This is a genomic window from Klenkia brasiliensis, from assembly GCF_900100695.1.
In the GTDB taxonomy this organism is placed as follows: Bacteria; Actinomycetota; Actinomycetes; order Mycobacteriales; family Geodermatophilaceae; genus Klenkia; species Klenkia brasiliensis.
Genome location: NZ_FNCF01000005.1, coordinates 36,799 through 59,252, shown reverse-complemented (window position 1 = coordinate 59,252; position 22,454 = coordinate 36,799). Strand labels below are relative to the sequence as shown.

General features: G+C 77.9%; 24 protein-coding genes. 11 read left to right on the top strand and 13 right to left on the bottom strand.

What is annotated here, in order from left to right; all coding sequences use genetic code 11:
* Window positions 1-18: 18 nt before the first annotated feature.
* The gene (locus BLT39_RS15500) at window positions 19-723 is read right to left on the bottom strand and encodes a ferritin-like fold-containing protein (RefSeq protein ID WP_242658461.1); all 705 of its coding nucleotides are present in this window, start codon (window positions 721-723) and stop codon (window positions 19-21) included.
* A 206-nt stretch (window positions 724-929) separates the two neighbouring features.
* Between BLT39_RS15500 and BLT39_RS15495 the strand changes: the two genes are divergently transcribed.
* From BLT39_RS15495 to BLT39_RS15480, 4 genes are read left to right on the top strand one after another with little or no spacing between them, the layout of a single operon-like run.
* Window positions 930-2,756 (top strand): DEAD/DEAH box helicase, encoded by a 1,827-nt coding sequence (locus tag BLT39_RS15495; protein WP_091065418.1) that lies wholly within the window; start codon window positions 930-932, stop codon window positions 2,754-2,756.
* 28 nt (window positions 2,757-2,784) lie between these two features.
* Window positions 2,785-3,918 carry an outer membrane protein assembly factor BamB family protein gene (locus BLT39_RS15490; protein ID WP_091065415.1) on the top strand — a complete coding sequence of 378 codons (1,134 nt, stop codon included), beginning with the start codon at window positions 2,785-2,787 and terminating at the stop codon, window positions 3,916-3,918.
* Between the two features lie 49 nt (window positions 3,919-3,967).
* The gene (locus tag BLT39_RS15485; RefSeq protein WP_091065411.1) at window positions 3,968-4,858 is read left to right on the top strand and encodes an alpha/beta fold hydrolase; all 891 of its coding nucleotides are present in this window, start codon (window positions 3,968-3,970) and stop codon (window positions 4,856-4,858) included.
* The gene (locus BLT39_RS15480) at window positions 4,855-5,679 is read left to right on the top strand and encodes an oxygenase MpaB family protein (RefSeq protein ID WP_091065408.1); all 825 of its coding nucleotides are present in this window, start codon (window positions 4,855-4,857) and stop codon (window positions 5,677-5,679) included. The genes BLT39_RS15485 and BLT39_RS15480 overlap by 4 nt, the downstream gene beginning before the upstream one ends.
* Window positions 5,680-5,681: 2 nt before the next feature.
* Here BLT39_RS15480 and BLT39_RS15475 read toward each other — a convergent pair whose 3' ends face one another.
* The 5 genes from BLT39_RS15475 to BLT39_RS15460 all read right to left on the bottom strand — a co-directional run bounded on the left by BLT39_RS15475 (window position 5,682) and on the right by BLT39_RS15460 (window position 9,022).
* Window positions 5,682-6,527, bottom strand: coding sequence for a RecB family exonuclease (locus tag BLT39_RS15475; RefSeq protein ID WP_165640290.1), 846 nt, complete (start codon window positions 6,525-6,527; stop codon window positions 5,682-5,684).
* Window positions 6,528-6,561: 34 nt separating this feature from the next.
* Window positions 6,562-7,419, bottom strand: coding sequence for a PHP domain-containing protein (locus BLT39_RS15470; RefSeq protein ID WP_091065405.1), 858 nt, complete (start codon window positions 7,417-7,419; stop codon window positions 6,562-6,564).
* A 23-nt stretch (window positions 7,420-7,442) separates the two neighbouring features.
* On the bottom strand, window positions 7,443-8,093 hold the full coding sequence (locus BLT39_RS15465; RefSeq protein ID WP_091065401.1) for a PH domain-containing protein: 651 nt from the start codon (window positions 8,091-8,093) through the stop codon (window positions 7,443-7,445).
* Window positions 8,094-8,103: 10 nt separating this feature from the next.
* Window positions 8,104-8,262, bottom strand: coding sequence for a hypothetical protein (locus BLT39_RS22510; RefSeq protein WP_165640289.1), 159 nt, complete (start codon window positions 8,260-8,262; stop codon window positions 8,104-8,106).
* Between the two features lie 127 nt (window positions 8,263-8,389).
* Window positions 8,390-9,022: a DUF6758 family protein gene (locus tag BLT39_RS15460; RefSeq protein ID WP_091065397.1), complete on the bottom strand. Its 633-nt coding sequence runs from the start codon at window positions 9,020-9,022 to the stop codon at window positions 8,390-8,392.
* A 53-nt stretch (window positions 9,023-9,075) separates the two neighbouring features.
* Between BLT39_RS15460 and BLT39_RS15455 the strand changes: the two genes are divergently transcribed.
* Window positions 9,076-9,483 (top strand): NUDIX hydrolase, encoded by a 408-nt coding sequence (locus BLT39_RS15455; RefSeq protein WP_207508037.1) that lies wholly within the window; start codon window positions 9,076-9,078, stop codon window positions 9,481-9,483.
* 1 nt (window position 9,484) lies between these two features.
* Here the strand turns inward: BLT39_RS15455 and BLT39_RS15450 are convergent, their stop codons facing one another.
* Complete coding sequence (locus tag BLT39_RS15450) at window positions 9,485-9,991, bottom strand: MaoC family dehydratase (protein WP_091065393.1); 507 nt, start codon at window positions 9,989-9,991, stop codon at window positions 9,485-9,487.
* Between the two features lie 108 nt (window positions 9,992-10,099).
* On the opposite strand from BLT39_RS15450, the gene BLT39_RS15445 reads away from it, so the two are divergent.
* Together BLT39_RS15445 and BLT39_RS15440 are read left to right on the top strand one after the other, a co-directional pair.
* Window positions 10,100-10,588, top strand: a complete 489-nt coding sequence (locus tag BLT39_RS15445; protein WP_091065391.1) for a hypothetical protein — start codon at window positions 10,100-10,102, stop codon at window positions 10,586-10,588.
* Window positions 10,585-11,496 (top strand): MFS transporter permease, encoded by a 912-nt coding sequence (locus BLT39_RS15440; RefSeq protein WP_242658460.1) that lies wholly within the window; start codon window positions 10,585-10,587, stop codon window positions 11,494-11,496. Before BLT39_RS15445 ends, BLT39_RS15440 begins: the two co-directional genes overlap by 4 nt.
* Window positions 11,497-11,509: 13 nt before the next feature.
* On the opposite strand, the gene BLT39_RS15435 is transcribed toward BLT39_RS15440, so the two are convergent.
* Window positions 11,510-11,803: a WXG100 family type VII secretion target gene (locus BLT39_RS15435; protein WP_091065388.1), complete on the bottom strand. Its 294-nt coding sequence runs from the start codon at window positions 11,801-11,803 to the stop codon at window positions 11,510-11,512.
* A gap of 153 nt (window positions 11,804-11,956) precedes the next feature.
* Between BLT39_RS15435 and BLT39_RS15430 the strand changes: the two genes are divergently transcribed.
* Window positions 11,957-15,979 carry an FtsK/SpoIIIE domain-containing protein gene (locus tag BLT39_RS15430; RefSeq protein WP_091065385.1) on the top strand — a complete coding sequence of 1,341 codons (4,023 nt, stop codon included), beginning with the start codon at window positions 11,957-11,959 and terminating at the stop codon, window positions 15,977-15,979.
* A gap of 6 nt (window positions 15,980-15,985) precedes the next feature.
* On the opposite strand, the gene BLT39_RS15425 is transcribed toward BLT39_RS15430, so the two are convergent.
* From BLT39_RS15425 to BLT39_RS15410, 4 genes are read right to left on the bottom strand one after another with little or no spacing between them, the layout of a single operon-like run.
* Complete coding sequence (locus BLT39_RS15425; protein ID WP_091065381.1) at window positions 15,986-16,492, bottom strand: DUF6912 family protein; 507 nt, start codon at window positions 16,490-16,492, stop codon at window positions 15,986-15,988.
* 4 nt (window positions 16,493-16,496) lie between these two features.
* Entirely contained in the window at window positions 16,497-17,990 is a 1,494-nt protein-coding gene (locus BLT39_RS15420) for a WS/DGAT/MGAT family O-acyltransferase (RefSeq protein WP_091065378.1), read from the bottom strand.
* A gap of 40 nt (window positions 17,991-18,030) precedes the next feature.
* A complete protein-coding gene (locus BLT39_RS15415; RefSeq protein WP_091065375.1) occupies window positions 18,031-19,311 on the bottom strand; it encodes a CpaE/TadZ family protein in 1,281 nt (426 codons plus the stop codon).
* Window positions 19,311-20,072 carry an SAF domain-containing protein gene (locus BLT39_RS15410; RefSeq protein WP_091065371.1) on the bottom strand — a complete coding sequence of 254 codons (762 nt, stop codon included), beginning with the start codon at window positions 20,070-20,072 and terminating at the stop codon, window positions 19,311-19,313. The genes BLT39_RS15415 and BLT39_RS15410 overlap by 1 nt, the downstream gene beginning before the upstream one ends.
* 175 nt (window positions 20,073-20,247) lie before the next feature.
* Here BLT39_RS15410 and BLT39_RS15405 point away from each other — a divergent pair, with 175 nt between their 5' ends.
* Entirely contained in the window at window positions 20,248-20,490 is a 243-nt protein-coding gene (locus tag BLT39_RS15405; RefSeq protein ID WP_091065368.1) for a helix-turn-helix domain-containing protein, read from the top strand.
* A 6-nt stretch (window positions 20,491-20,496) separates the two neighbouring features.
* Here BLT39_RS15405 and BLT39_RS15400 read toward each other — a convergent pair whose 3' ends face one another.
* Window positions 20,497-21,054: a hypothetical protein gene (locus tag BLT39_RS15400; RefSeq protein WP_091065365.1), complete on the bottom strand. Its 558-nt coding sequence runs from the start codon at window positions 21,052-21,054 to the stop codon at window positions 20,497-20,499.
* Between the two features lie 91 nt (window positions 21,055-21,145).
* Here BLT39_RS15400 and BLT39_RS15395 point away from each other — a divergent pair, with 91 nt between their 5' ends.
* Together BLT39_RS15395 and BLT39_RS15390 are read left to right on the top strand one after the other, a co-directional pair.
* Window positions 21,146-21,814, top strand: a complete 669-nt coding sequence (locus tag BLT39_RS15395; RefSeq protein WP_091065361.1) for a LysM peptidoglycan-binding domain-containing protein — start codon at window positions 21,146-21,148, stop codon at window positions 21,812-21,814.
* 31 nt (window positions 21,815-21,845) lie between these two features.
* Window positions 21,846-22,415 carry an Rv3235 family protein gene (locus tag BLT39_RS15390; RefSeq protein ID WP_091065358.1) on the top strand — a complete coding sequence of 190 codons (570 nt, stop codon included), beginning with the start codon at window positions 21,846-21,848 and terminating at the stop codon, window positions 22,413-22,415.
* The last annotated feature ends 39 nt before the right edge of the window (window positions 22,416-22,454 follow it).

The window sequence follows — 22,454 nt, the reverse complement described above, 5'->3', positions numbered from 1 at the left end:
GCCCGGCCCCGGCGGACCTCACCCGTTCAGACCCAGCGCCCGCATCCGCTCGCCGTGGGCGTCCATGAGCCGCTGCAGCAGGTCCGCGACGCCGTTGAGGTCGCCGGTGCCGGTGATCAGGAGCTCGGCCAGGTCGTCGCGCTCGGCGATGACCGCCTGCGACTGGGTCAGCGCCTCCCCCACCAGCCGCCGCGCCCACAGCGCCAGCCGGCCGGACAGCCGGCGGTCCTCGGCGATGGCCGCGCGGACCTCCCGGACGGCGAAGTCGGCGTAGCCGGTGTCGGCCAGCACCTCCAGTACTAGCCCCCGGTCGGGCTCGGGCAGGAACGCCGCGACCTCGCGGTGGAAGTCGCGGGCCAGGCCGTCGCCGACGTAGGCCTTGACCAGGCCCTCCAGCCAGGTCCCGGCCCGGGTGCCGTCGTGGAAGGCGTCCAGCGGCGCGGTGAACGGCGCCATCGCCGCAGCGGGGTCGTGGCCCAGCTCGGCCAGCCGGTCGCACAGCCGCTGGTGGTGGCCGATCTCCGCCGCGGCCATCCGGGCCAGCGCGGCCCGTCCGGCCAGCGTCGGGGCCAGCCGCGCGTCCTCCGCCAGGCGGTCGAAGGCGGTCAGCTCCGCGTAGGCCAGCACGCCCAGCAGGTCGACCACCGCCCGGTCCCCCGCGCCCCCCGCGCCGCCGCCGACGCCGCCGTCCACCCCGTCGTCCACCGCGTTCGCCGAGCTCACCCGGGCACCCCCTCCACGCCGCCGGACCCGTCCCCGGCGGGGGCGGGCACGCCCGCGCGCTGCCGCGGGACCTGTGCGGACCGTATCCCGAGGTAGGATGTGCCGCGGCGAGCCGCACGGCTCGCTCTCCGTGTGCGCTGATGACCGCTGGACGACGACCGCCGACCCGCCTGACCGCGGGTGCACGGTCGGTCTCCCGGGTGAGGATGCCCCACGACGCCCGGTCCGCTGGCCGCGTCGGCGCTGGATCAACGAGACGACCGGGCCGCGGTGCGCCACTGGCAGCACGCGGCCCCCTCCGGACCGAGGCGAGAGCACTGACCACCCTGAACCAGCCCCAGGACGACGACACCACCCCGCAGACCCCCGAGGTCGACCACGCCGAGAGCGGCGCGCCCGACCCGGAGCAGCTCGAGCAGCAGATCGACGACCTGGGCGGCGCCCCGGTCACCCCCGACGCCCCGCTGTTCAGCGAGTTCGACGTGCACCCCGACATCGTCGCGGCGCTCGCCGACGTCGGGATCACCCGCACCTTCGCCATCCAGGAGCTCACCCTGCCCCTGGCGCTGGCCGGCAACGACCTGATCGGCCAGGCTCGCACGGGCACCGGCAAGACCCTCGGCTTCGGCGTCCCGCTGCTGCAGCGGGTCACCCCGCCGTCCGAGGGCGCCGACGGCGTCCCGCAGGCCCTGGTCGTCGTCCCCACCCGCGAGCTGTGCGTGCAGGTCTCCCGCGACCTGGCCGCCGCCGGCGCGCGCCGCGGCATCCGCGTGCAGGCCATCTACGGTGGCCGCGCCTTCGAGCCCCAGGTCAGCGCGCTGCAGGCCGGCGTCGAGGTCGTGGTCGGCACCCCGGGACGGCTGCTGGACCTGGCCCAGCAGGGCCACCTGGTGCTCGGCAAGGTCCGCGGACTGGTGCTCGACGAGGCCGACGAGATGCTCGACCTGGGCTTCCTGCCCGACATCGAGCGGATCCTCGCGATGGTCCCCGACCAGCGGCAGACCATGCTGTTCTCGGCCACCATGCCCGGCCCGATCGTGACGCTGTCGCGGTCGTTCATGAGCCAGCCCACCCACATCCGGGCGCACGGCAACGACGAGGGCTCGACGGTCCCGCAGACCACCCAGTTCGTCTACCGGGCGCACAACCTGGACAAGCCCGAGCTGCTGTCCCGCGTGCTGCAGGCCCGCGACCGCGGCCTGGTCATGGTGTTCTGCCGGACCAAGCGCACCGCGCAGAAGGTCGCCGACGAGCTGGTCGACCGCGGGTTCGCCGCGGCCGCCGTGCACGGCGACCTGGGCCAGGGCGCCCGCGAGCAGGCGCTGCGGGCCTTCCGCTCCGGCAAGGTCGACGTGCTGGTCGCCACCGACGTCGCCGCCCGCGGCATCGACGTCACCGGCGTCAGCCACGTGGTGAACTACCAGTGCCCCGAGGACGAGAAGACCTACGTGCACCGGATCGGCCGCACCGGCCGGGCGGGCAGCACCGGCGTCGCGGTCACCCTGGTCGACTGGGACGACATCCCGCGCTGGCAGCTGATCAACAAGGCGCTGGACCTGGACTTCACCGACCCGCCGGAGACCTACTCCACCTCGCCGTGGGTCTACACCGACCTCGACGTGCCCGAGACCGCCACCGGTCGTCTCCCCCGCGCCCAGCGCACCCGCGAGGGCCTGGACGCCGAGGTGCTCGAGGACCTGGGCGAGACCGGCAAGCGCCAGCGCGGTGGCGAGCGCGGCGGTGAGCGCGGTGGCCGGGGCGGGCACGGCGGCTCCTCCGGCCCGGGCCGCGAGGCCGCCGCGGACGAGACGCCGGTCGTCGGCCCGCGCAAGAGCCGTCCCCGGCGCCGCACCCGCGGCAACGGGGAGGCCGCCGCCGGTGCGGCCGCAGCGGGCGAGGGCTCGCCGGCCGCGGCCCCGACCGACGCCGCCGACGGCTCGGCCGCTGCCGGGGACGGTCCGCGCCGGCCGCGGCGCCGTCGTCGTCGCGGGGGCGCCGGGCGCTCCGGCGGCGGCGAGACCGCCGCCTCCTGACCACGGGCGCGTCGGGCACGATGCTCCCGTGACCCGCCTGCCTCCGCCTCGGGTGTGGGTGTGGACGGCGGCCACCCTCGTGGTGGTCGCCGTCGCCGTCCTGGCCTGGCGCGGGTCCGACGCCGCGGCCACCTCCAGCACCACGGCTGCACCCCCCGCCACGCCGGCGGGCACCCCGGCCGCGGCGCTGACCGCCGCCTGGTCGGTCGACACCGGCGGACCGGCCACCGCGTCGGTGGTCGAGTCCGACCGGGTGGTGGTCCCCGCCGCCGACGGCGTGGCGATGGTCGACCCGGCCACCGGCGAGGAGGCCTGGCACTACACCCGGTCCGGTGCCCGGCTGTGCGGCGCGACCGCCGTCGACGGCGTGGTGGTCGTGCTGTTCTCCACCGGCGGCCGCTGCGACGAGCTGACCGCGCTGCGCGCGACCACCGGCGAGCGGGTCTGGTACCGCAGCGTCGGGTTCCGCGCCGACGCCACCCTCACCAGCACCGACCGCATCGTGCTGGCCACCAGCCCGACCGGGCTGGCCACCGTGGACCCGCTGGGCAACAACATCCGCTGGCACCACGCCGCCGACGCCGGCTGCCGGCTGGTCGACGCCACCGCGGGCACGACCGGGGTCGCCCTGCTGCAGCGGTGCGCGGACGGCGGTCTGCAGGCCCAGCTGCTGGACGGGTTCGACGGCACGCTGACCTGGAGCCGCCCGCTCGGGACCGGTACCGGCACCGCGCGGCTGGCCGGCGCCGACGGCGTGGTGGGCGTCGTGGACGGGGACCAGCTCCTGGCGCTCAGGGCCCCCGACGGCGGCACCCTGCAGACCCTCCCCCTGCCGGCCGACGACGGCACCGCACCGCTGCAGACCTCGGCCGGCGGCACCGCGCTGCTCTGGGCGCGGGGCACCCTCACCGCCGTGGACACCACGACGGGTGCGGCTGCGTGGTCGGTGCCCGCCGTCGGCCTGCCCGCGACGCCGGACGGCAAGCAGGCCGGCACCTCCGTCGTCGTGCCCGAGGACGGCGCCTTCGTCACCCGCGACCTGCTCACCGGCACCGAGCTGGGCCGCTCGACCGCCCCCGCCGTCCCCGTCGGCGCCCGCACGGCCGTGGTCGGTCCGGTGGTGGTCGTCGGCACGACCGGCGAGCGGGCCGCCTTCTCCTGAGGGGTGGGGTCGGGAGCGCGAGGCCGCGCACCCGGCGTTCAATGAGGTCATGCTCCCCGGAGGCTCCGAGCTCAGCGCTCCCGACGACCTGCGCCAGCTGACCCCGCACGGGGCGTCGGCGGTGACCCTCGACGGCGCGACCGGCCCGCTGGCCGCCCTGGACACCGGTCCCCGCCCGCGCGGGACCGTGCTGCTGGTGCCCGGCTACACCGGCTCCAAGGAGGACTTCGCCCCGCTGGTCGACCCGGTGACCGACGCGGGGTGGCGGGTGGTCGCGCTGGACCAGCGCGGGCAGTTCGAGTCGCCCGGCCCCGACGACCCGGCCGCCTACACCGTCGACGAGCTCGCCGCCGACCTGCTGCGGGTGGCCGGGCAGCTGACCGGCCCGGTCCACCTGCTCGGGCACAGCTTCGGCGGGCTGGTCGCCCGCGGCGCCGTGCTGGCCGACCCGGCCCGGTTCGCCTCGCTCACCCTGCTCGGCAGCGGCCCGGTCGGCCTGACCGGGCCGCGCACCGAGCTGCTGGCCCACCTGGCCCCGCTGCTGGACGCCGGTGGGGTGCCCCTGGTGCACCGGACCCTGGAGCAGCTGGCCGTAGACGACCCCCGGGCCCAGGCCGTGCCGCCGGCGGTGCGCGACTTCCTGGCCCGCAGGTTCCTGGCCAACACCGCCGCGGGCCTGTCCGGGATGGCCGACGCGATGACCGGCGAGCCCGACCGGGTCGCCGCGCTCGCCGCCACCGGCGTCCCCGTGCTGGTCGCGCACGGCGCCGACGACGACGCCTGGACCCCGGCCGCGCAGGAGGACATGGCCCACCGGCTGGGTGCCCGGCACGAGGTGCTCGCCGGTGCGGTGCACTCCCCCGCCATCGAGCAGCCGGCCGCCACCGTCGCCGTCCTCACGTCGTTCTGGTCCTCGGTCCCCGCGGAGGTGCGCGCGTGACCCCCGAGGAGGACCGGGCGGGCTTCTTCGGGCCGGACTCGGTCACCTGGCGCATCCACGCCGACCCCAGCTTCTCCGTCGGGGGCATCCGGGCGCTGCTGCTGCAGGCGCTGCACCCGGTCGCCATGGCCGGGGTGCACCGGTTCTCCGACGGGTTCCGCGACGAGCCGTGGGCCCGGCTGACGCGCACCGCGGAGTACGTCGCGACGCTGACCTTCGGCACCCGCAAGGAGGCGTTGCGGGCGGTGCGCCGGGTGCGCGGGGCGCACCGCGGGAAGTCCGACACCGAGGAGACCACCGGCCGCGCGTACTCCGTCGACGACCCCGACCTGCTGCTGTGGGTGCACGCGTGCGAGGTCGACTCGCTGCTGTCGGTGGCCCGCCGGGCCGGCGTCCCGCTGACCGACGACGACGCCGACCGCTACGTGCGCGAGCAGGTGGTCGCGGCCGAGCTGGTCGGGTGCACCCCGGGCGAGGTGCCCGCCGACGTCGAGGAGCTCGCCGGCTACTTCCGCCGGGTGCGCCCGCAGCTCGCGCTCACCGACCCGGCGCGGCAGGCGGCCCGGTTCGTCGTCGTGCCGCCGATGCCCGGCTGGGTGCAGCTGCTCACCCCGGCCCGCCCGGCCTGGGCGGGTCTGGCCTCGCTCGGGGTGGCCACGCTGCCGCGGTGGGCCCGGTCGATGTACGGCCTGCCCGGTCTGGCGCTGTCCGAGCCGGCGACCACGGCCGCCGTCCGGGCGTTCCGGGCGACCACGCTGGCCGTGCCCGCCCGCATCCGGGACAACCCGACCCTGCGCGCCGCCCGCGCCCGGGTGGCCTGACCTCACTCCTCGACGGGGAGGAAGCTCCAGGTCTCGCGGGCCGGGGCGGCGGCCTGGCCGGTGGGGCAGGACCGCCGGAAGTCGCACCAGCCGCACTGCTGCCCGGGCACCGGCGGGAACGCCTCGTCGTCGCCGGCCCCGGCCTCGCGGGCGGCGGTCGCGGCGGTGATGTCCTCGGCGACGTCCTCGGCCCGGCGCACGTGGTTGGCCAGCGACCGGTCGGTGTGCTCGAAGGACGCCACGGTGCCCGTGGGCAGGTGGTGCAGCTCGACCCGGGTGCAGGGCCGGCGCAGCGTGCGCCGCACGCCGAGCACGTAGAGCGCCAGCGCCGGTGACCCGCGGGCCTCGTCCTCGGTGCTGGGGCGCCGACCGGTCTTGTAGTCCACGACCACCAGCTCGCCGTCGCGGGCGTCGATGCGGTCGACCCGGCCGCTGACCGCCAGCCGCTCGGTGGTGGCCGCGACCTGGCGCTCGGTGCCGACCGGCTCGTCGGCGGGGTCGAGGGTGGGCACGTACTCGTCCAGCCAGCCCGCCGCGCGCGCCCGCCACGTCGCGGACTGCTCGGCGTCGGCGAACCCGGTGTCGGACCAGTGGCCGTACAGCAGCTGGCGCGCCGCCCGCGGGGTGCGCTGGGGCACCGGCAGCTCCCACCAGGACCGCAGCGCAGCGTGCACCGCCGAGCCGACGGTGTTGTGCGCCCACGGCGGGCCCTTGGGCGGGGTGGGCCGGTCGAGGTAGGCCATCCGGTAGCGGCGGGGGCAGTCGGAGAAGGTGGCCAGCTTGCTGGGGGTGGCCGGGAACAACCGGCGCGGCATCCCCGGCATCTCCAGCTGCCCACCCGCGGTCATGCCCGGCACCGTAGCCGGGGGGTCCGACACGACCTCACCCGGCGGACGGCGCGCTCCCGGTGCCCGCGGCGAGCAGCCGCTCGTACTGCTCGAGGTCGGTGGTGCACGCCGCGATCGGGGTCCGCTTGTTCGTGCCGTGGTAGTCGCTGGACCCGGTGGCCAGCAGGCCCAGGTCGGCGGCCAGCGCCCGCAGGTGGGCGCGGTCGGCGTCGACGTGGTCGGGGTGGTCGACCTCCAGCCCGAGCAGCCCGGCGCCGGCCATGGCGGCCAGCGCGTCGTCGCCCACCACCCGGCCGCGGGAGCGGGCCAGGCCGTGGGCGAACACCGGCACCCCGCCGGCGGCGCGGACCAGCGCGATGCCCTCCAGCACGTCGGTGTCGGCCTTGGCCACGTAGTAGGGGCTGGTGTGGTGCAGCGGGCCGGCGAACGCCTCGTCGACCGAGCCGACCACGCCGGCCTCGACCAGCGCCCGGGCCACGTGCGGGCGCCCGACCACCCCGCCGCCGCTGCGGGCCACCACCTGGTCCCACGAGACCGGGAAGCCGTCCGCGGCCAGCGCGGTCACCATCCGCTCGCCCCGGGTGAGCCGCTCGGCACGCAGCCGGGCCCGCTCGGCGGCCAGCGCCGGGGCGTCGGGGTCGAACAGGTAGGCCAGCAGGTGCACGCTGATCGGGCGGTCGTCGGCGGGGAACCAGCGGCAGGACAGCTCCATCCCGGGCACCAGTGCCAGGCCCGGCGGGCAGGCCGCGCGGGCGGCGGCCCAGCCGTCGGTGGTGTCGTGGTCGGTCAGCGCGACGACGTCGAGCCCGGCCGCGGCCGCCGCGGCGACGAGCTCGGCGGGGGTGTCGGTGCCGTCGGACACCGACGAGTGGGTGTGCAGGTCGATGCGCATCGGGGACAGCCTGCCGTGCCCGCTCAGCGCGTGCGCGGGTAGCGGCTGCGGAACCCCGGGATGGGACCGGTGCTGTGCCGGCCGTCCCCGCCCCGCGGCCGGGGTGCCGGAGCCGGGGCCGGGTCGGGGCTGCCGTCCTCGTCCTCGCCCCCGCGCCGGGCCCCGTCGCTGGGGAACAGCAGGCCGCTGATCCGGTCGTAGATGGTCTTCGCGTCGGGCAGGTAGGTGATCTGGGACAGCGCCTGGTCCTGACCGGCGGACTCGAACCGGAACCCGCCGTAGCCGAGCAGCTGCCCGACGAGGGTCTCCTGGTAGGTCAGGTCGGTGATGCGCCGCAGCGGCATGACGGCGACCTTGCGCACGACCACGCCCGAGGTGAGCAGCACGCGGCGCCGGGTGACCAGGAAGTGCCGGATCCACCACTCGGCGACGGCGAACCCCAGGTAGCCCAGGGCGCCGAGGGCGACCAGCAGCCCGAGCACGGTGCTGAACCGGTTCCCCGGGTCGACCTGCAGCAGCCAGACCCCGACCACCAGCACCGGGACGCCGCGCACGCCGGGCCGGACCAGCACCGCCCAGTGCCGGCGCTGGTTGACCACCGCCTCCTCGTCGGGCAGGAGGTAGCGGCTGGCGTCGCGGCCCAGGGCCGCGGACGCGCCCCGGGGACGGGTCACGACGGCAGGGTCAGAACAGCGAGCCGACGAACGTCGCCAGCGAGGACGCGGCGTCACCCAGGGCGGTGCCGGCGCTCTTGACGATGTCGGCCGAGGACTGCGGCTGGCGGATCACGTAGAAGAGCACGAAGGCGACGACGAGCCAGGTGAGCAGCTTCTTGAGGTTCACGCGGCTCCTCCGTCCGGGGTCGGCGGGCCGGGGCCCGGGGGCACCCGTGCGGCCGGGGAGGACCGCGGTCACATGGGTAACACAGGCCGCACCCGTCACCGGCGCGACACGCCCGTGCCGGCGCGGCTCAGCTGCCCGGGAGCAGGTGCTCCCCCGGCGGGCCCAGCGGGAGGTCGGCCGGCACGCGGTCCCGCAGGTCCAGCAGCACCAGGTCCTCGGCGAGCAGCCAGGCCGCGGTGGCCGGCCACGCGACCAGCCACAGCCAGACGCCGTAGGCCTCGCCGACGAAGGCCCAGCGGTCGTCGGCGGTGGGCACCGACCACAGCGGCGCGCGCTGGCCGGCGGCCTGCACCGCGGCCGCGGACGGGCCGTCGATGAGCTCGCCGGGGTCCAGCCAGGGCAGACCGGCGTACCCGGCGCCCAGGCCCGTGCCCGGCTCCTCGGCGACCAGCACCAGCTCCGCGGACCCGCCCAGCGGCGCCGGCCCGGCGCAGTCGACGACGATCCCGCGCGCCCCGGGCTCCCCGCCCCAGGCGATGCCGGTGACCGACCAGCCCGCCGGCATCGGGTCGGGCACCCACGCCGGCACCCGCGCGTCCAGGCAGACGGCGGAGAGCGTGTCGTGGGACAGCACGACGCTGTGGTGCAGCGGGGTCACCGCGGCGTGCAGGTGGCACCACGCCTCGGCCGACCCGGGGCGCACCACGAGGTCCTCGCCGCACCGGGGGCAGACCGGACCGGTGCTCGTCCCGCTCGTCATCCCGCCCACCGTCGCGGGCCACCCCGTGTCCTGTCAACGCTAGCGTCGCGGGGGTGAGCGGACTGGTGGCCTGCGTGGGCGCGGTGGTGCACGACCCGGCCGGCCGGTTGCTGCTGGTGCAGCGCGCGCACGACCCCGACCGGGGGGCCTGGTCGGTGCCCGGCGGACGGGTCGAGCCCGGGGAGGACGACGCCACCGCGGTGGTCCGGGAGGTGCTGGAGGAGACCGGGCTGCGGGTGCTCCCCGGCGCCGAGGCCGGCCGGGTGCAGGTGCCGGCCGGCGCGCCGGTCTACGAGGTGGTCGACCTGGTCTGCACGCTGCTCGACCCGGGCGCCGTCCCCGTCGCGGGGGACGACGCCGCGGACGTCGCGTTCGTCGACGCGGCCGGGCTGGCCCGGTTGCGCTGCACGCCCGGGCTGGTGGAGACCCTGGGCGGCTGGGGGCTGCTCCCCCGCTGCTGACCTACCGGCGGACCGGCTCGGGCCGGCCGGGCTGCTCGCCGCCGCGGGCCTCGCCGTAGGAGCGCTTGGGCACCATGACCTTGCGCCGGAAGACGCACACCACCGTGCCGTCCTGCTTGTAGCCGATGGTCTCCACGTGCACGACCCCGCGGTCGTCCTTGGACCGGGACTCCGTCTTGTCCAGCACGGTGGTCTCGCCGTAGATCGTGTCCCCGTGGAACGTGGGCGCCACGTGCTTGAGCGACTCGACCTCGAGGTTGGCGATGGCCTTGCCGCTGACGTCGGCGACGCTCATGCCCAGCAGCAGCGAGTAGACGTAGTTGCCGACCACGACGTTCTTGCCGAAGTCGGTGGTCTCCCCGGCGTAGTGGGCGTCCAGGTGCAGCGGGTGGTGGTTCATGGTGATGAGGCAGAACAGGTGGTCGTCGTACTCGGTGACCGTCTTCCCGGGCCAGTGCTTGTAGACCGCCCCGACCTCGAACTCCTCGTAGTACCGACCGAACTGCACGGGTGCGCTCCTGGTGTCGTCGTCGACCTGGGTGCTTGCTGGGTGCTGAACTGGGTGTTCCCCGCCCGGTGACCGGACGCGGGGGCCGGGCGATCCTACGATGGGCCGGTGCCCCTGCAGACCGAGCCCGACGTGCGGGCCGAGCCCGAGGTCGTGGAGCTCGGCCGCGGCGGCCGGGCCGCCCGGCTGGCCGCGACCGCGGTGGTCCTGGTCCTGCTGCTGGCTGGCAGCGTCTGGGGCGACGACTCGGAGTTCCCCTTCGGCCCGTTCCGGATGTACTCCACCCGCGCCGACCCGAACACCCCGGTCGTCTCGACCCGCGTCGTCGGGGTGACCGCGGCGGGCGAGGAGGTGCGCCTGTCCGGTGGCGAGGTGGGCCTGCGCCGCGCGGAGTTCGAGGGCCAGCTGCCGCGCCTGGTCGACGACCCGGCGCTGCTCGGGCTGGTCGCGGAGTCCTACGAGCAGCGCCACCCCTCGGGCCCGGACCTGGTGCGGGTGGAGGTCGTGCAGCGCCGCTTCGAGCTCGTCGACGGCCAGCAGACCGGCGCCTACACCGACGACGTGCTGGTCTCCTACGACCTGGCGGCCGGCTCGTGAGCGCCGCCGCCCCGGTGCGCCCGGAGACCGCGCCCGCGGTGCCGCTGACCCCGCGCTGGTGGTTCCGGCCGGTCCCGCTGGCGCGCATCGCGGTGTTCCGCGCGATCGCCTACCTGTTCATCCCGGTCGACGTCTTCCTCACCACCGCGTGGGTCAAGGCGCACGCCGACGTGCCGACCGAGTTCTACCAACCACTGCTCGTCGGTCGCCTGCTGCACCTGCCCACCCCCACCCACACGGTGGTGCTGGTCGTGCAGTGGGCGCTGGTCGTCGCCGCGGTGGCCGCCGCCACCGGCCGGGCACCCCGGGTGCTGGGCTGGGCCGTCTTCCTCCTGTATGCGGAGTGGATGGTCATCGCGATGAGCTACGGCAAGGTCGACCACGACCGCATCGCCTACCTGGTCGCCCTGGCGGTGCTGCCCACCGTGGGCGTGGCCCGCTGGCGCGACCGGCGCTCCTCCCAGGCCGCCGGCTTCGCCTCGGCGGCCATCCTGGTCACGGTCATGCTGACCTACTTCCTGGCCGCCTGGGCCAAGATGCGCTTCGGCGGCTGGGACTGGGCGACGGGCTCCACCCTGACCCGCGCCGTGGTCCGCCGCGGCACCGACCTGTCGCTGTGGACCCTCGACGTGGCCTGGCTGCTGCCGGCCGCGCAGTGGGTGATGCTGGTCTTCGAGTTCGCCTCGCCGCTGGTGCTGCTGGTGCGCAGCGACCGCGCGCGGATCGGCCTGGTGGTCTTCCTGCTCGGCTTCCACGTCATGGTCTACGCCGGCGTCGGCATCATCTTCCTGCCGCACTGCATCGCGATCCTGTCGATCCTGCCGTGGGAACGGCTGCGGCGGGACCGCGAACGGGCCCCCGGGCCGGCGGTCACCGCCCCGGCCGGGGGCGGCGACCCACCGGGCTGAGCGCCGCGGCCGCTCAGACCATCGCGCCGATGCGCGCGGCCATCTGCGCCTCGTGCTGCTGGTAGGCGTTGCCCACGTCGGTGAGCAGGTCGCCCATGCCCGACAGCGCCACGCTGATGTTCTGGCTGGACAGCCGCCACTGCTCGTACAGGTGGCTGAACTGCACGGCCGCGGCGCTGTCGGTCCAGCCGTCGGTGACGCCGGTGCCGACGGCGGCGGACAGGGTGGCCAGGCGCGCGGACTGCTCGCCGGCCTCCCCGCGGCACTGGGCGGCCATGGCCTGCAGGGTGGCGATGTCGACCTTCACGGTGTCCTCCTCTGGTCCGGGTGGGTCCCGGTCGAGCAGGGACGGTAGGGCCGGACGGCGGCGGCGGGCCCCGGTCGTCCACAGGCGGGACCCCTGTCCACAGATCGGCCGGGGCGGGTACCGCCACCGGCCGGCCCGGGTGACCCTGCGCGCATGCCCACCCACCCAGGCGCCCCCGACCGGTCCACCCGGCGGTGGAGCCTGCACGGCCCCGGGGGCGTCGCCGACGTCGAGGTGCAGGCCACCGACGGCCACGACCTGGCCTCGGTCCGGGCCGGGCTCGCCGCGTGCGGGCTGCCCGTCGGCGGGCTGTGGTGCGGCCCGGACCGTCTCGAGGACGACACCCCGCTGTCGGACCCCCGGGTGCGGCACGGCGCGCGGCTGGGCGCCGACCGGCCCGGTCCGCGCACCACCCCGGTGGGTGGGGCGCTGGAGCTGCAGGTCAGCGGTGGGCCGGGGGCCGGTGCCTGCCACCCGCTCGCGCAGGGCGTGCTCGTCGTCGGCCGCGGCGGCCCGCGCGGGACCGGGTCCGCGCGGGTCCGGCTGCCCGACCCCGACGTCTCCCGGCAGCACCTGGAGGTCACGGTCGCCGGCACCGGGGTGGTCGTCCGCGACCTGGGCTCGGCCAACGGCAGCCGGCTGTCGGTCGGCGCCGGTGCCGGCGGCGGCACCCGGGTGCTGGGCCCCGACCCGGTGCCGTGGCCGCTGGGCGCCGTGGTGCAGGTGGGCGCCAGCGCCCTGCGGTTGACCGCCCCGGCCGGGTCCACGGTCCCCGTCGTACCCGCCCCCGGTGGCCGCTGGCTCGCCGCCGCGGCGCCCCGACCGTCGCCGCCCGCCGTCCCGGTGGTCGCGGTGGCGGTCCCCGGCGCGCCCGAACCACCTCCCCGCCGGGCCCTCGCCTGGATCGCGGTGCTGCTGCCCGCGCTGGCCGGCGGCGCCCTGGCCTGGGCGCTGCACACCCCGACGTTCCTGTTCTTCGCCCTGCTGGGCCCCCTGGTCGCCCTCGGCGGGTGGGTCTCCGACCGCTGGTCCGGACGTCGCGGCCACCGCCGGCGCACCGCCGAGCACGCCGTCGACCTGGCCCGCGCCGACGCCGAGGTCACCGCCGCGGTCGCGGCCGAGGCCGGCCTGCGGGAGGCACTGGCCCCCGACCCGGCGGCCCTGGTCTCGGCCGCCCGGCGGCGCTGCGCCCCGCTCTGGGAACGCCCGGCCACCGACCCCGACCTCCTGGTGGTCCGGCTGGGCACCGGTCCCGGCAGCACCGCGGTCTCCCGGCGCGGCGGCGACGGCACGCAGACGCCGGTCGGGGCCGACCGGCTGCCGGTGCTGCTGGACCTGCGGGAGGGCGGGCTGGAGGTCCGGGGCCCGCGCGCGGCCCTGCTGGGCGCGCTGCGGCAGCTGGTCTGCCAGGTCGCCGTCCTGCACCCGCCCGACGCCGTCTCCCTCACGCTGCTGACCGGGGACGCCGAGGCGGCCGACTGGCGGTGGGCCCGGTGGCTGCCCCACCTGGGCACCGTGCCCGCCCCCGGCGCGGCCCACCTCGTCGTCGTGGACGGCCCGCTCGACGAGGACGGCGCCGAGGTGCTCCGGCGGGCGCGCGAGCGCGGTGCGGTCGCCGTCGGGCGGGTGCCGGCGGGCGGGGCGACCGCGTCGGTGGAGGTGGTCGGCGAGACCGGCGCGGGCGCCCGGCTGCGCCGCAGCGGCCGCCCGGACGTCCACGTCGTCCTCGACCGCCTGGCACTCGACCTGGCCGAGCAGGTGGCCGCGGACCTCGCCCCGCTGACGGTGCCGCAGGGGCCGGGCGGACTGCCCGACGCGGTGCGGTGGCGCGACCTCGTCGGCCCGGTGCCCGCGCCGTGGTCCCGGTCGAGGTCGACGCTGGCGGCCGTCCTCGGTGTCGGCACCTCGGGCCCGGTGACCCTCGACCTGTGCGCGGTCGGCCCGCACGCCCTGGTGGCCGGCACCACGGGGGCCGGGAAGTCCGAGCTGCTGCGCACCCTCGTGCTGGGGCTGGCCGCGGCCCACCCGCCGGACCGGTGCAGCTTCCTGCTGGTCGACTACAAGGGCGGCGCCGCCTTCGGGGAGGCCGCCGACCTGCCGCACACGGTGGGCCTGCTCACCGACCTCGACGGCGCCTCCACCGCCCGCGCGCTGCGCTCGCTGACCGCCGAGCTGACCCGGCGGGAGCGGGTGCTGGCCGGGTGCGGTGCCCGCGACCTGGCCGACCTGCCGGTCGGGGGCGCGGGCGACGGCACGGGCGACGAACAGGGCGAGGTGCTCCTGCCGCGGCTGGTCATCGTCGTGGACGAGTTCGCCACCCTGGGCGAGGAGCTGCCGGGTTTCGTGCCGGGCCTGGTCGCGATCGCGCAGCGCGGCCGGTCCCTGGGTGTGCACCTGGTGCTGGCCACCCAGCGGCCCTCGGGGTCGGTGAGCCCGGAGATCCGCGCGAACTGCACCGTCCGGCTGTGCCTGCGCACCACCGACGAGACCGGCTCACGGGACGTGCTGGGCGTCCCCGACGCCGCCTGGCTCCCGGTCGACCGGCCCGGGCGCGCCCTGCTGCGGGTCGGTGCGGAGGCCCCGCTGCCGCTGCAGGTGGCCCGGGTGGGGGTGCCCGCCGACCGGGACGACGCCGTGCGGGTCCGCCGCTGGCCCCCGGCCCCGCTCCCGGCCGGCGGGCCGGCCGAACCGGGCGGGGTAGCGGGGAGCACCGACCTGGCGGACCAGGTGCGCACGCTGCGGGCCCGGGCCGTGGGTGTTCCGCCGCCGCCCCGGCCCTGGCTGCCGGCCCTGCCCGACCAGGTCCACCCGGCGGCCGGGGCCGAACCGGGCGCCCCGGTGCGGTGGGGCGTGGTCGACCGGCCCGACCAGCAGCGGCAGGAGGACCTGCTGGTCGACCTGGGGGCCGGCGGCGGGTGGCTCGTGGTCGGGGGCCCGCGCAGCGGCCGGACGACGGCGCTGCGCACGCTGCTCGGGGAGGCGGTCGCCGGTCGGGGCCCCGCGGACCTGCACGTGCACGCCGTCGACCACGCCGGCGGCGAGCTCGCCCGGGCGTTGTCCGGGCTGCCGCACACCGGCACCGTGGTCGGCCGCGGCGCGGGGCACCGGCTGGAGCGGCTGGTCACCCGGCTGCAGGAGGAGGTCGACCGCCGCCGGACCGCGCCCGGGCCGCACCCCCGCCTGCTGCTGCTCGTCGACGGCGCCGACACGGCGGGCACCGAGCTGGAGGAGCTCGCACCCGGCACCGGGGGCACCGCGCTGCTGCGGCTGGTGCGCGAGGGCGCGGCCGTGGGGCTGACCGCCGTCCTCACCACCGACCGGGCGCTGCCGGGCAGCCGGCTGGCCGGGGCGGTCGGGCACCGGCTCGTCCTCCCGCTGGCCGACCGGGCCGACTACGCCGTCGCGGGGGTGCCGGCCGCCCGGGTCCCAGCGCACCGGCCGCCCGGGCGGGCGCTGCTGGACGACGAGGCGACCGAGGTGCAGCTGGCCCTCCCCCGCCCGCTGCCGGCACCCGCCGGTGCGTCCGTCCCCGTCCCCGGCCGGGTGGAGGTGGTGGAGCTGCCGGCCGACCCGGCCGCCCCGCCCGTCGCCGGGCTGCCGGCGGGGGTGGCGCTGCTCGGTCCGGGCGGCGACGGCGGGACCCCGGTCACGGTGGACCTGCACCGCACCGGCGGGCTGCTGGTCGCCGGCCCACCGGGGAGCGGCCGGTCCACCACGCTGACCGCCCTGGCGGCCCGGCTGGCCGCCGGCGGTACGCCGGTGCTGCTCGTCGGCGCGCCGCACCGGCGTGCGGGCCCCACCCCCGCCGACCGCGTCGACGAACCCGGCGGTCTGCGGGCCTGGACCGAGCGGCTGGGCGGTGCGGCCGGTGTGGTGCTCGCCGACGACCTCGGCCAGCTGCCCGACGACCTGCTCGACGCGCTGGCCGCGGTCACCGCCCCGGGCGGGCCGGCCGTGCTCGTCGCCGCGGCCGCACCCGCCGACGTCGCGGGGGCCTACCGCGGGCCGGCCCCCACGCTGCGCCGCACCCGCACCGCGCTGCTGCTGCAGCCGGCGCGCGGGGACGGCGAGCTGCTGGGCGCCCGACTGCCCCGCGCCGCCCTCCCGGCCCGGCCGGGCGCGGGGTGGCTGGTCACCGGGGGCACCACCACCCGGGTGCAGGTGGCCCGGCGGTGAGCGGGGTCAGAGCAGGTCGAGCGCGGGGCCGAGCTCCTGCGTGGCGTACCAGGCCAGTTCGTGCCCCTCGGCCTGGTCGACGACGAACTGCGAGTCCTCGCTGCCGAGGTCGGCCTCCAGCACGACGGCCACGGCAGCGGCGACGTCGGGCTCGGCCTCGGCGGTGTCGATGTGCGCGCTGGCCACGTCGGCCAGGGCGAGGTCGGCCGAGGCCCGGGCGGCACCGCGGTCGGTGTCGGGGTCCGACAGCGGGGTGACGGCGTCGTCGGGGAGGTCGGCGGCCAGCACCACCCGGCGGCGGGCGGCGGCGGGGTCGACGTCCAGCAACCGCAGGCTGGCGCGGGCCGCGCCGAGCAGCGCGGCGTACTCCAGCTCCTCCTCGTCGGTGTCGGAGAGCTCGTAGAACCCGCGCAGCTCGGGGGTCACCGCGAACACCGTCAGCGGGCCGGGCACCCGCCCCTCGTCGAGCAGCTGGCGCAGGACGGTCGTGGTGGCCGGTAGGTACACGCGCACCCGGTCAGTCTCCCCCGGCCGCGCCCCTGCGCGGCCGCCGGGTCGGCGCCCGGCGGGTGGGTGGGGGTTGCGGCGCCGGCGGCCCCTCGGCGGTGGTCTCGACCAGGTCGGCGACCTCCTGCTCGATGAGGTCGGCCAGCACGTCGACGTCGGAGACGGAGTCGCGGTCGGCGTTGAGGCCGAAGTACACCGTGCCGTCGTAGCTGGTGAGCCCGATGGCCAGCCCCTGGCCGCGGGCCAGCGGCACCACCGGGAAGACCTCGAGCATCCGGGCACCCGAGGCGTAGAGCGGCTGCTGCGGGCCCGGGACGTTGGTGACCACCAGGTTGAACAGCCGGCGGGACAACCCGCTGGCCGCCCGCGCGCCGAGGGCGTGCAGGGTCGGCGGCGCGAACCCCGAGAGCGCGACCAGGGTGCCGGCCCCCACCGACTGGCCGCCCTGGGCCGCCCCGCGCATCGCGTAGCCGATCCGGGCCACCCGCACCCGGGGGTTGGGCTCGCCGACCGGGAGGTCCAGCAGCAGGGAGGACACCACCCCGCCGGTCGGGTCGTCGGCGTCGACACCGGTGTCGTCCGGCCGCACCGACACGGGCACCAGGGCCCGGATCGACGTCGACCCGACCACCGGCTCGCCGCGGGAGAGCAGCCACTCGCGCAGCGCCCCGGTCACCGTCGCCAGCAGGACGTCGTTGACGGTGCCCCCGAGCACCGCCCGCACCGCCTTGAGCTGCTCGAGGTCCGCGCGCGCGACCGCGACCCGCCGCTGCCGGCCGATGGAGCCGTTGAGCGGGCTGGTCGGGGCCGGGCGCACCGTGGTGCGGGCCAGGGCGCTGAGCACCGACCCGGCGGTGCCCACCAGCCGACCCGCCGTGGCGCGCAGGTCGCCGGTGGCGGTCCGGACGGTGTCCAGCACCGCGGTGGGCCGCTGCACCGCCTCCTCCACCGCCTCCCAGACCAGCGCGACCGGGCCGGGGGGCCGGCGGGGACGCCAGTCGTCGGCCGGCGCGGGCCGGTCGGCGGGCACCGGGGCGTCGTCGAGGATGACCTGGCCGATGTCGATGGCCGTCAGCCCGTCGACCAGCGCCGGGTGGGTCTTGGTGACCACCGCGATCCGGTCGTCGGCCAGGCCCTCGACCAGGTACATCTCCCACAGGGGGCGGTGGTGGTCCAGCGGCCGGGCGGTCAGCCGGGCGACCAGGTCCAGCAGCTGCTCCTCGGTCCCCGGCCGGGGCAGCGCCGAGCGCCGCACGTGGTAGGTGACGTCGAAGTCGGGGTCGTCGACCCACGCGGGGTTGGCCAGGTGGCCGGGCACCTCGACGACCTTCTGCCGGAACCGGGGCACCAGCGGCAGCCGGGAGCGCACGAGGTCGACCAGGTCCTCGTGGTCCAGGCCCCCGCGCGGGGACTCCAGCACCAGGAACCCGGCGACGTGCATCGGGGTGTCGGGCTCCTCGAGGTAGAGGAACGACGCGTCCAGCGAGGTCAGCCGGTCGACCACGGTGCTCCCTCCGTCGGGGGCCCCAACCTAGCCATGCCGGTCAGCGACGGCGACGTGGGCGCCCCGGCGCCGGCACCCCGGTCAGCTCCGCCGCCAGCGACCGCAACCCCAGGCGCAGCGGGGAGCGGTCGGCGACCTCGGCGAGGGTGCGGCCGGCGGCCAGCGCGGCGTCGGTCGCCCGCCGGTCGGCGGGCAGGAACCCGGCCACGCGGGCGCCGGTGAACCGGGCCAGCGCCGTCCCGATCTCCTGCTCGGGGTCCCCCGGCACCGGGCCGCGGCGGACCTGGTTGACCAGCACCCCCGGCTCCACGCCGGGCAGCACGTCGCGCAGCTGCCCGAGCGCGCGGATGGTCCGCTGCAGGGCGACCGGGTCGGCGCCGCTGACGCACAGCACCGTGTCGGCCTGCTCCAGGACGGTCGTGGTGACGCCGTTGCGGCGGGGTGCGGCGGTGTCGAAGGACAGCTCCTCGTCCTCCTCGACGCAGAAGGCGCAGTCGACCACGGTCAGCGCGGTCAGCCGGCGGGCCTGCTCGAGCACCGCGGCGACCGCCCCGGGCCGCAGCTCCGGCCACCGGTCGGCGCGGGCCAGGCCGGTGAGCACCCGCAGCTGCGGCGACACCGCCCAGGCCAGCCGGGCGAGCCGGGCGACGTCCAGGGTGCCGGCCGTGGCCTGGCGGGCGGCCGCGGCGATGCCCGGCGACTCGTCGAGCAGGCCGAGGACCTGCGCCACGACCCCGCCGTACACGTCGGCGTCCAGCAGCAGGGTCGGGACCCCGAGCCGGGCGGCCTCGTCGGCCAGGCCGACGGCCACCGTGGTGCGGCCCGGGGCGCCGGTCGGGCCCCACACCGCCACCACCCGGCCACGGCCGGCGGGCCGGGCGGCCGGGTCGTCGGGCAGCCCCAGGGCCGGCAGGGCCGCCCGCGGGTCGGCGACGTCGCGTCCGCCGGGGGCGGGCGCGGGGCCCGCGACCGCCTCGCGCAGCGCGGCGGCGATGCCGGCAGCATCGGTGTCGGCGGGCAGCACCCGGCCCACGCCCAGCCGGCGCAGCCGTTCGGCGGCCTCGTCGTCCCCGGGCTCGACCAGACCCACCACCGCGACGCCGGCGGCCGTCAGCCGGGCCACGGCGTCCCCGTCGAGCCGGCGCAGCTCGGCCGACAGCAGGACGGCCTGCCCGGTGCCCGTGCCGGCCGCGGCCAGCAGGTCGGCCAGGTCGACGAACCGGCGGACGACGACGACGCCGTGGTCGGCGCGGTCCAGCGCCCCGACGAGCTCGGACTCCCACGCCGCCCCGGTCGTGGCGGTGAAGACCTGCAGCGCCATCAGCCGGTCGGGCCCGCCGTGGTCGGCACCGGGACCGTCGTGGGGACGGTGGCCGGCCCGCCCCCGGCGGCGCCGTCGCGCACCACGACCACCAGCGCCCGGCCGCCGACGGCCGACAGCACGCCGGGGACGTCGTCGGCGTCCAGCCCGACCACGACCTGGATGGTCGTGGTCGCGGCCGACAGCACGCCCTCGCCGCGGCCGGACACCGCCTGCACGGGGGCGCCGGCGAGCACGAGGGACACCTCCCCCGAGGTGTCGGTGGCCCCCGCCGCCGGGTCGGCCACGGCGTAGACGTCGACCCGCTGGCCCCGGGCCAGGCCCGGCGGGGCGTACCCGGCCTGGACCGGGAGGGCGAGCTGGACCTGCTCGGACGCCGGCTCGAGGGCCGCGCGCGGGACCAGCTCGCCGGCCAGCACCGCCCGGCCGAGGACCTGGCCCGCGGGGTCGGTCGAGGCGGCCAGGTAGCCGGCGGCGACGTCGTCGAGCCGCACCTGCACGGCGACCAGGTCGTCGGCGCGCAGCACGCTGCCCGCGGCCAGGTCCGTCGCGGCGGACCACACGGGCACGGTGGCACCGGCCGCCGTCACCACGCGGGCACCGACCAGCACCGAGCCCAGCACCAGCAGCACACCGAGCACCAAGCGCAGGTCCAGCCACCGCGGTGGCCGCACCCGGCGCGGCACGGGCCCGGCCGGCGGCGCACCGGGGGCACCGGGGCCGCCCGCGGTCCTGCCGTCCAGCAGCGCACTGCCCGTCATCTGGTCCCCGTTCTCCGCGGTCGCGGCCGTTCGGGCGCGAACAGGTGCAGATGATGACCGACGGCGCGGTCCACGTGCAGTGCCTGTGGACGGATCGGCCTGTGGACCCACCCCACCGGGGCAGGCCGGAGGTGCCAGACTGGCGGCCACCTCTGGAGGGAGACACACCACCCCGATGGCCACGCCCCGCTTCCTGACCCTCGACGACGTCGCCGAGACGCTCAACGTCTCGTGGTCGCAGGCCTACGCCCTGGTGCGGCGCAAGGAGCTCATCGCCATCCAGATCGGCGGGCGGGGGCAGTGGCGGGTCGAGCGCGACGAGCTCGAGCGCTTCATCCAGCAGAAGTACGCCGAGGCCCGCGGGTCCACCCCGCCGCCCGAGCCCGCCCGACCCGAGGGGCGCACGCAGGACGCCTGACCGGCCTCACCCGGCGCCGGGCGAGGCGAGCAGCGCCACCGCACCCAGCACCACCGCGCGCACGGACGTGACCGCGGTGCGCCGCCGGGGCTGGTCGAGGTGGTGCTCGGCCAGCTCGAGGAAGTCCGCGCCGACCCGGTCCACCGTCCCGGTGAGGACGGTGCCGTCCTGGAGCACGCAGCGCACCGCCGCCCGGTCCCGGGCCAGGCCGCGCACCGCCCGGCGCAGGTCCCAGGACCGGGCCACCACCCCCGGCTCGTCGGCCGGTGCGGTCACCGGCCCCAGGCCGCCGACCGCGCGCAGGCACCCGGTCGCCACCAGCAGCTCCTGACCCCGCTCGGCGGCCAGCAGCACCCAGTCGCTGCCGACGTCGACCAGCCGTCCCGCCACCCGCCCGGCGCCCGCGCAGTCCAGCGCGACGTCGCGCCCGGTGCTGCCGCGCAGCCGGTCGGCCAGCCGGACCGCGCCCACCTCGGCACGCGTGCGCGACGCCAGGTCCTCGGCCGCGGCCTGCTCGGCCGCGAAGGCCGCCTCGAGGTCGGCGAACAGCTGCTCCCAGCGCATGGCCGGACCCTACCCATCCACAGATGCGTGCATTTGCTTGCATTTGATTGCGATGGTCGTGTTCGCTGTCGACAGATCCCGAGGAGGTCCCATGTCCGTGCAGCGCTGGGCCACCACCACGCTCGTGGTGCTGGCCGCCGGGGCGGGTCTGCGTGCCCTCGCCCCCGACCCGGCCGCGTGGGCCGCCGTGCTCGCCGACCCGCAGCGGGTGGTCGACACCGCCGGTCCCGACGCCCTGCTCGTGCCCGTCGTCTGGGCGCTGGCCGCGGCGTGCTGGGCGTGGGGCGTGCTGGGGCTGGTCCTCACCGTCGCCAGCAGCGGTCCCCCGCCCCTCGCCCGGGTCGCGGCACCGCTGCTGCGCCTGCTGCTGCCGGCCACGCTGCGCCGGGCCGCCGCCCTCGCCGTGGGCCTCTCGCTGGCCACCGCCCCGGTCGTCGCCGCCGCCCCCACCGGGCCCGCGCTCGCGGTGACCGCGGCCCAGCAGGTCACCACCGGCACGGCGGACCGGGGCCTGGCCGGTGACCTCGCGCCGGTGCCCGACTGGCCGGCCCCGGCGCCGGCCGGGGCCCACGTCGTGGTGCGCGGCGACTGCCTGTGGGACATCGCCGCCACCTGGCTCGCCGCCCGACCGGGCGCGGCCGGTGCGCCCGGACCAGCGGCCGTCGCCGACGCCGTCGCGGCCTGGTGGCAGGTCAACGCCGCGGTGATCGGCCCGGACCCCGACCTGCTGCTGCCCGGCCAGGTCCTGCGCGCCCCCTGACCCGACCCGCCCACCCGAGGAGACACCCCCCATGAGCACCCCGGCCCCGCTGACCGCACCGTGGCCCGACCCGGGTCCCGACCCGCGGTCCGACCCGTGCCCCGACCCGGCGCACGACCCGTGGCGGCAGGTCCGGCTGCGCCTGGTCGACACCCCCGGCCCGGCCCTGGACCCCGCGCCGGTCACCCGGCTGCTGCGCCCCGGCGTGCCCTCGCCCCGGCCGCACCTGCTGCCGGGCCCGCGACCGGGCGCCCCGCAGGGACCGCCCGCCCGGCGCCGCGGGCTCCCCGACCCGGGACCGGTGGCCCACCGGCTGGTGACCATGACGCTGGAGGCCTTCGGCGGGCGCCGCCCCTTCGCCCAGCTCCGCTCGGCCTACACGCTGCCGGTGTTCACCGCGGTCAGCCAGGGCCGGCGCCCGCACTGGTGCGTGGCCGGCAGCGGGCCCCTGCTGGTGGGCGCGGTCCGGGTGGCCGAGCCGGTGGAGGGGGTCGCCGAGGTGTGCGCGGTGGCCCGCCGCAACGGCCGGGCCCACGCGGTCGCGGCCCGGCTGGAGGTCGTGGAGGGCGGCTGGCGGTGCACCGCCCTGCAGGTCGGCTGACCACCCCGCCGGCTGGGCGGGGCGGTCGGCCGACCCGGG

Excerpts from the sequence above, each read along its gene's own strand:
- BLT39_RS15475 (WP_165640290.1), bottom strand. The coding sequence starts at position 6,527 with ATGACCGCGGGTGGGCAGCTGGAGATGCCGGGGATGCCGCGCCGGTTG.
- BLT39_RS15395 (WP_091065361.1), top strand. The coding sequence starts at position 21,146 with ATGTCCGTGCAGCGCTGGGCCACCACCACGCTCGTGGTGCTGGCCGCC.
- BLT39_RS15470 (WP_091065405.1), bottom strand. The coding sequence starts at position 7,419 with ATGCGCATCGACCTGCACACCCACTCGTCGGTGTCCGACGGCACCGAC.
- BLT39_RS15405 (WP_091065368.1), top strand. The coding sequence starts at position 20,248 with ATGGCCACGCCCCGCTTCCTGACCCTCGACGACGTCGCCGAGACGCTC.
- BLT39_RS15390 (WP_091065358.1), top strand. The coding sequence starts at position 21,846 with ATGAGCACCCCGGCCCCGCTGACCGCACCGTGGCCCGACCCGGGTCCC.
- BLT39_RS15400 (WP_091065365.1), bottom strand. The coding sequence starts at position 21,054 with ATGCGCTGGGAGCAGCTGTTCGCCGACCTCGAGGCGGCCTTCGCGGCC.
- BLT39_RS15460 (WP_091065397.1), bottom strand. The coding sequence starts at position 9,022 with ATGACGAGCGGGACGAGCACCGGTCCGGTCTGCCCCCGGTGCGGCGAG.
- BLT39_RS15415 (WP_091065375.1), bottom strand. The coding sequence starts at position 19,311 with ATGGCGCTGCAGGTCTTCACCGCCACGACCGGGGCGGCGTGGGAGTCC.
- BLT39_RS15410 (WP_091065371.1), bottom strand. The coding sequence starts at position 20,072 with ATGACGGGCAGTGCGCTGCTGGACGGCAGGACCGCGGGCGGCCCCGGT.
- BLT39_RS15495 (WP_091065418.1), top strand. The coding sequence starts at position 930 with ATGCCCCACGACGCCCGGTCCGCTGGCCGCGTCGGCGCTGGATCAACG.
- BLT39_RS15485 (WP_091065411.1), top strand. The coding sequence starts at position 3,968 with ATGCTCCCCGGAGGCTCCGAGCTCAGCGCTCCCGACGACCTGCGCCAG.
- BLT39_RS15430 (WP_091065385.1), top strand. The coding sequence starts at position 11,957 with ATGCCCACCCACCCAGGCGCCCCCGACCGGTCCACCCGGCGGTGGAGC.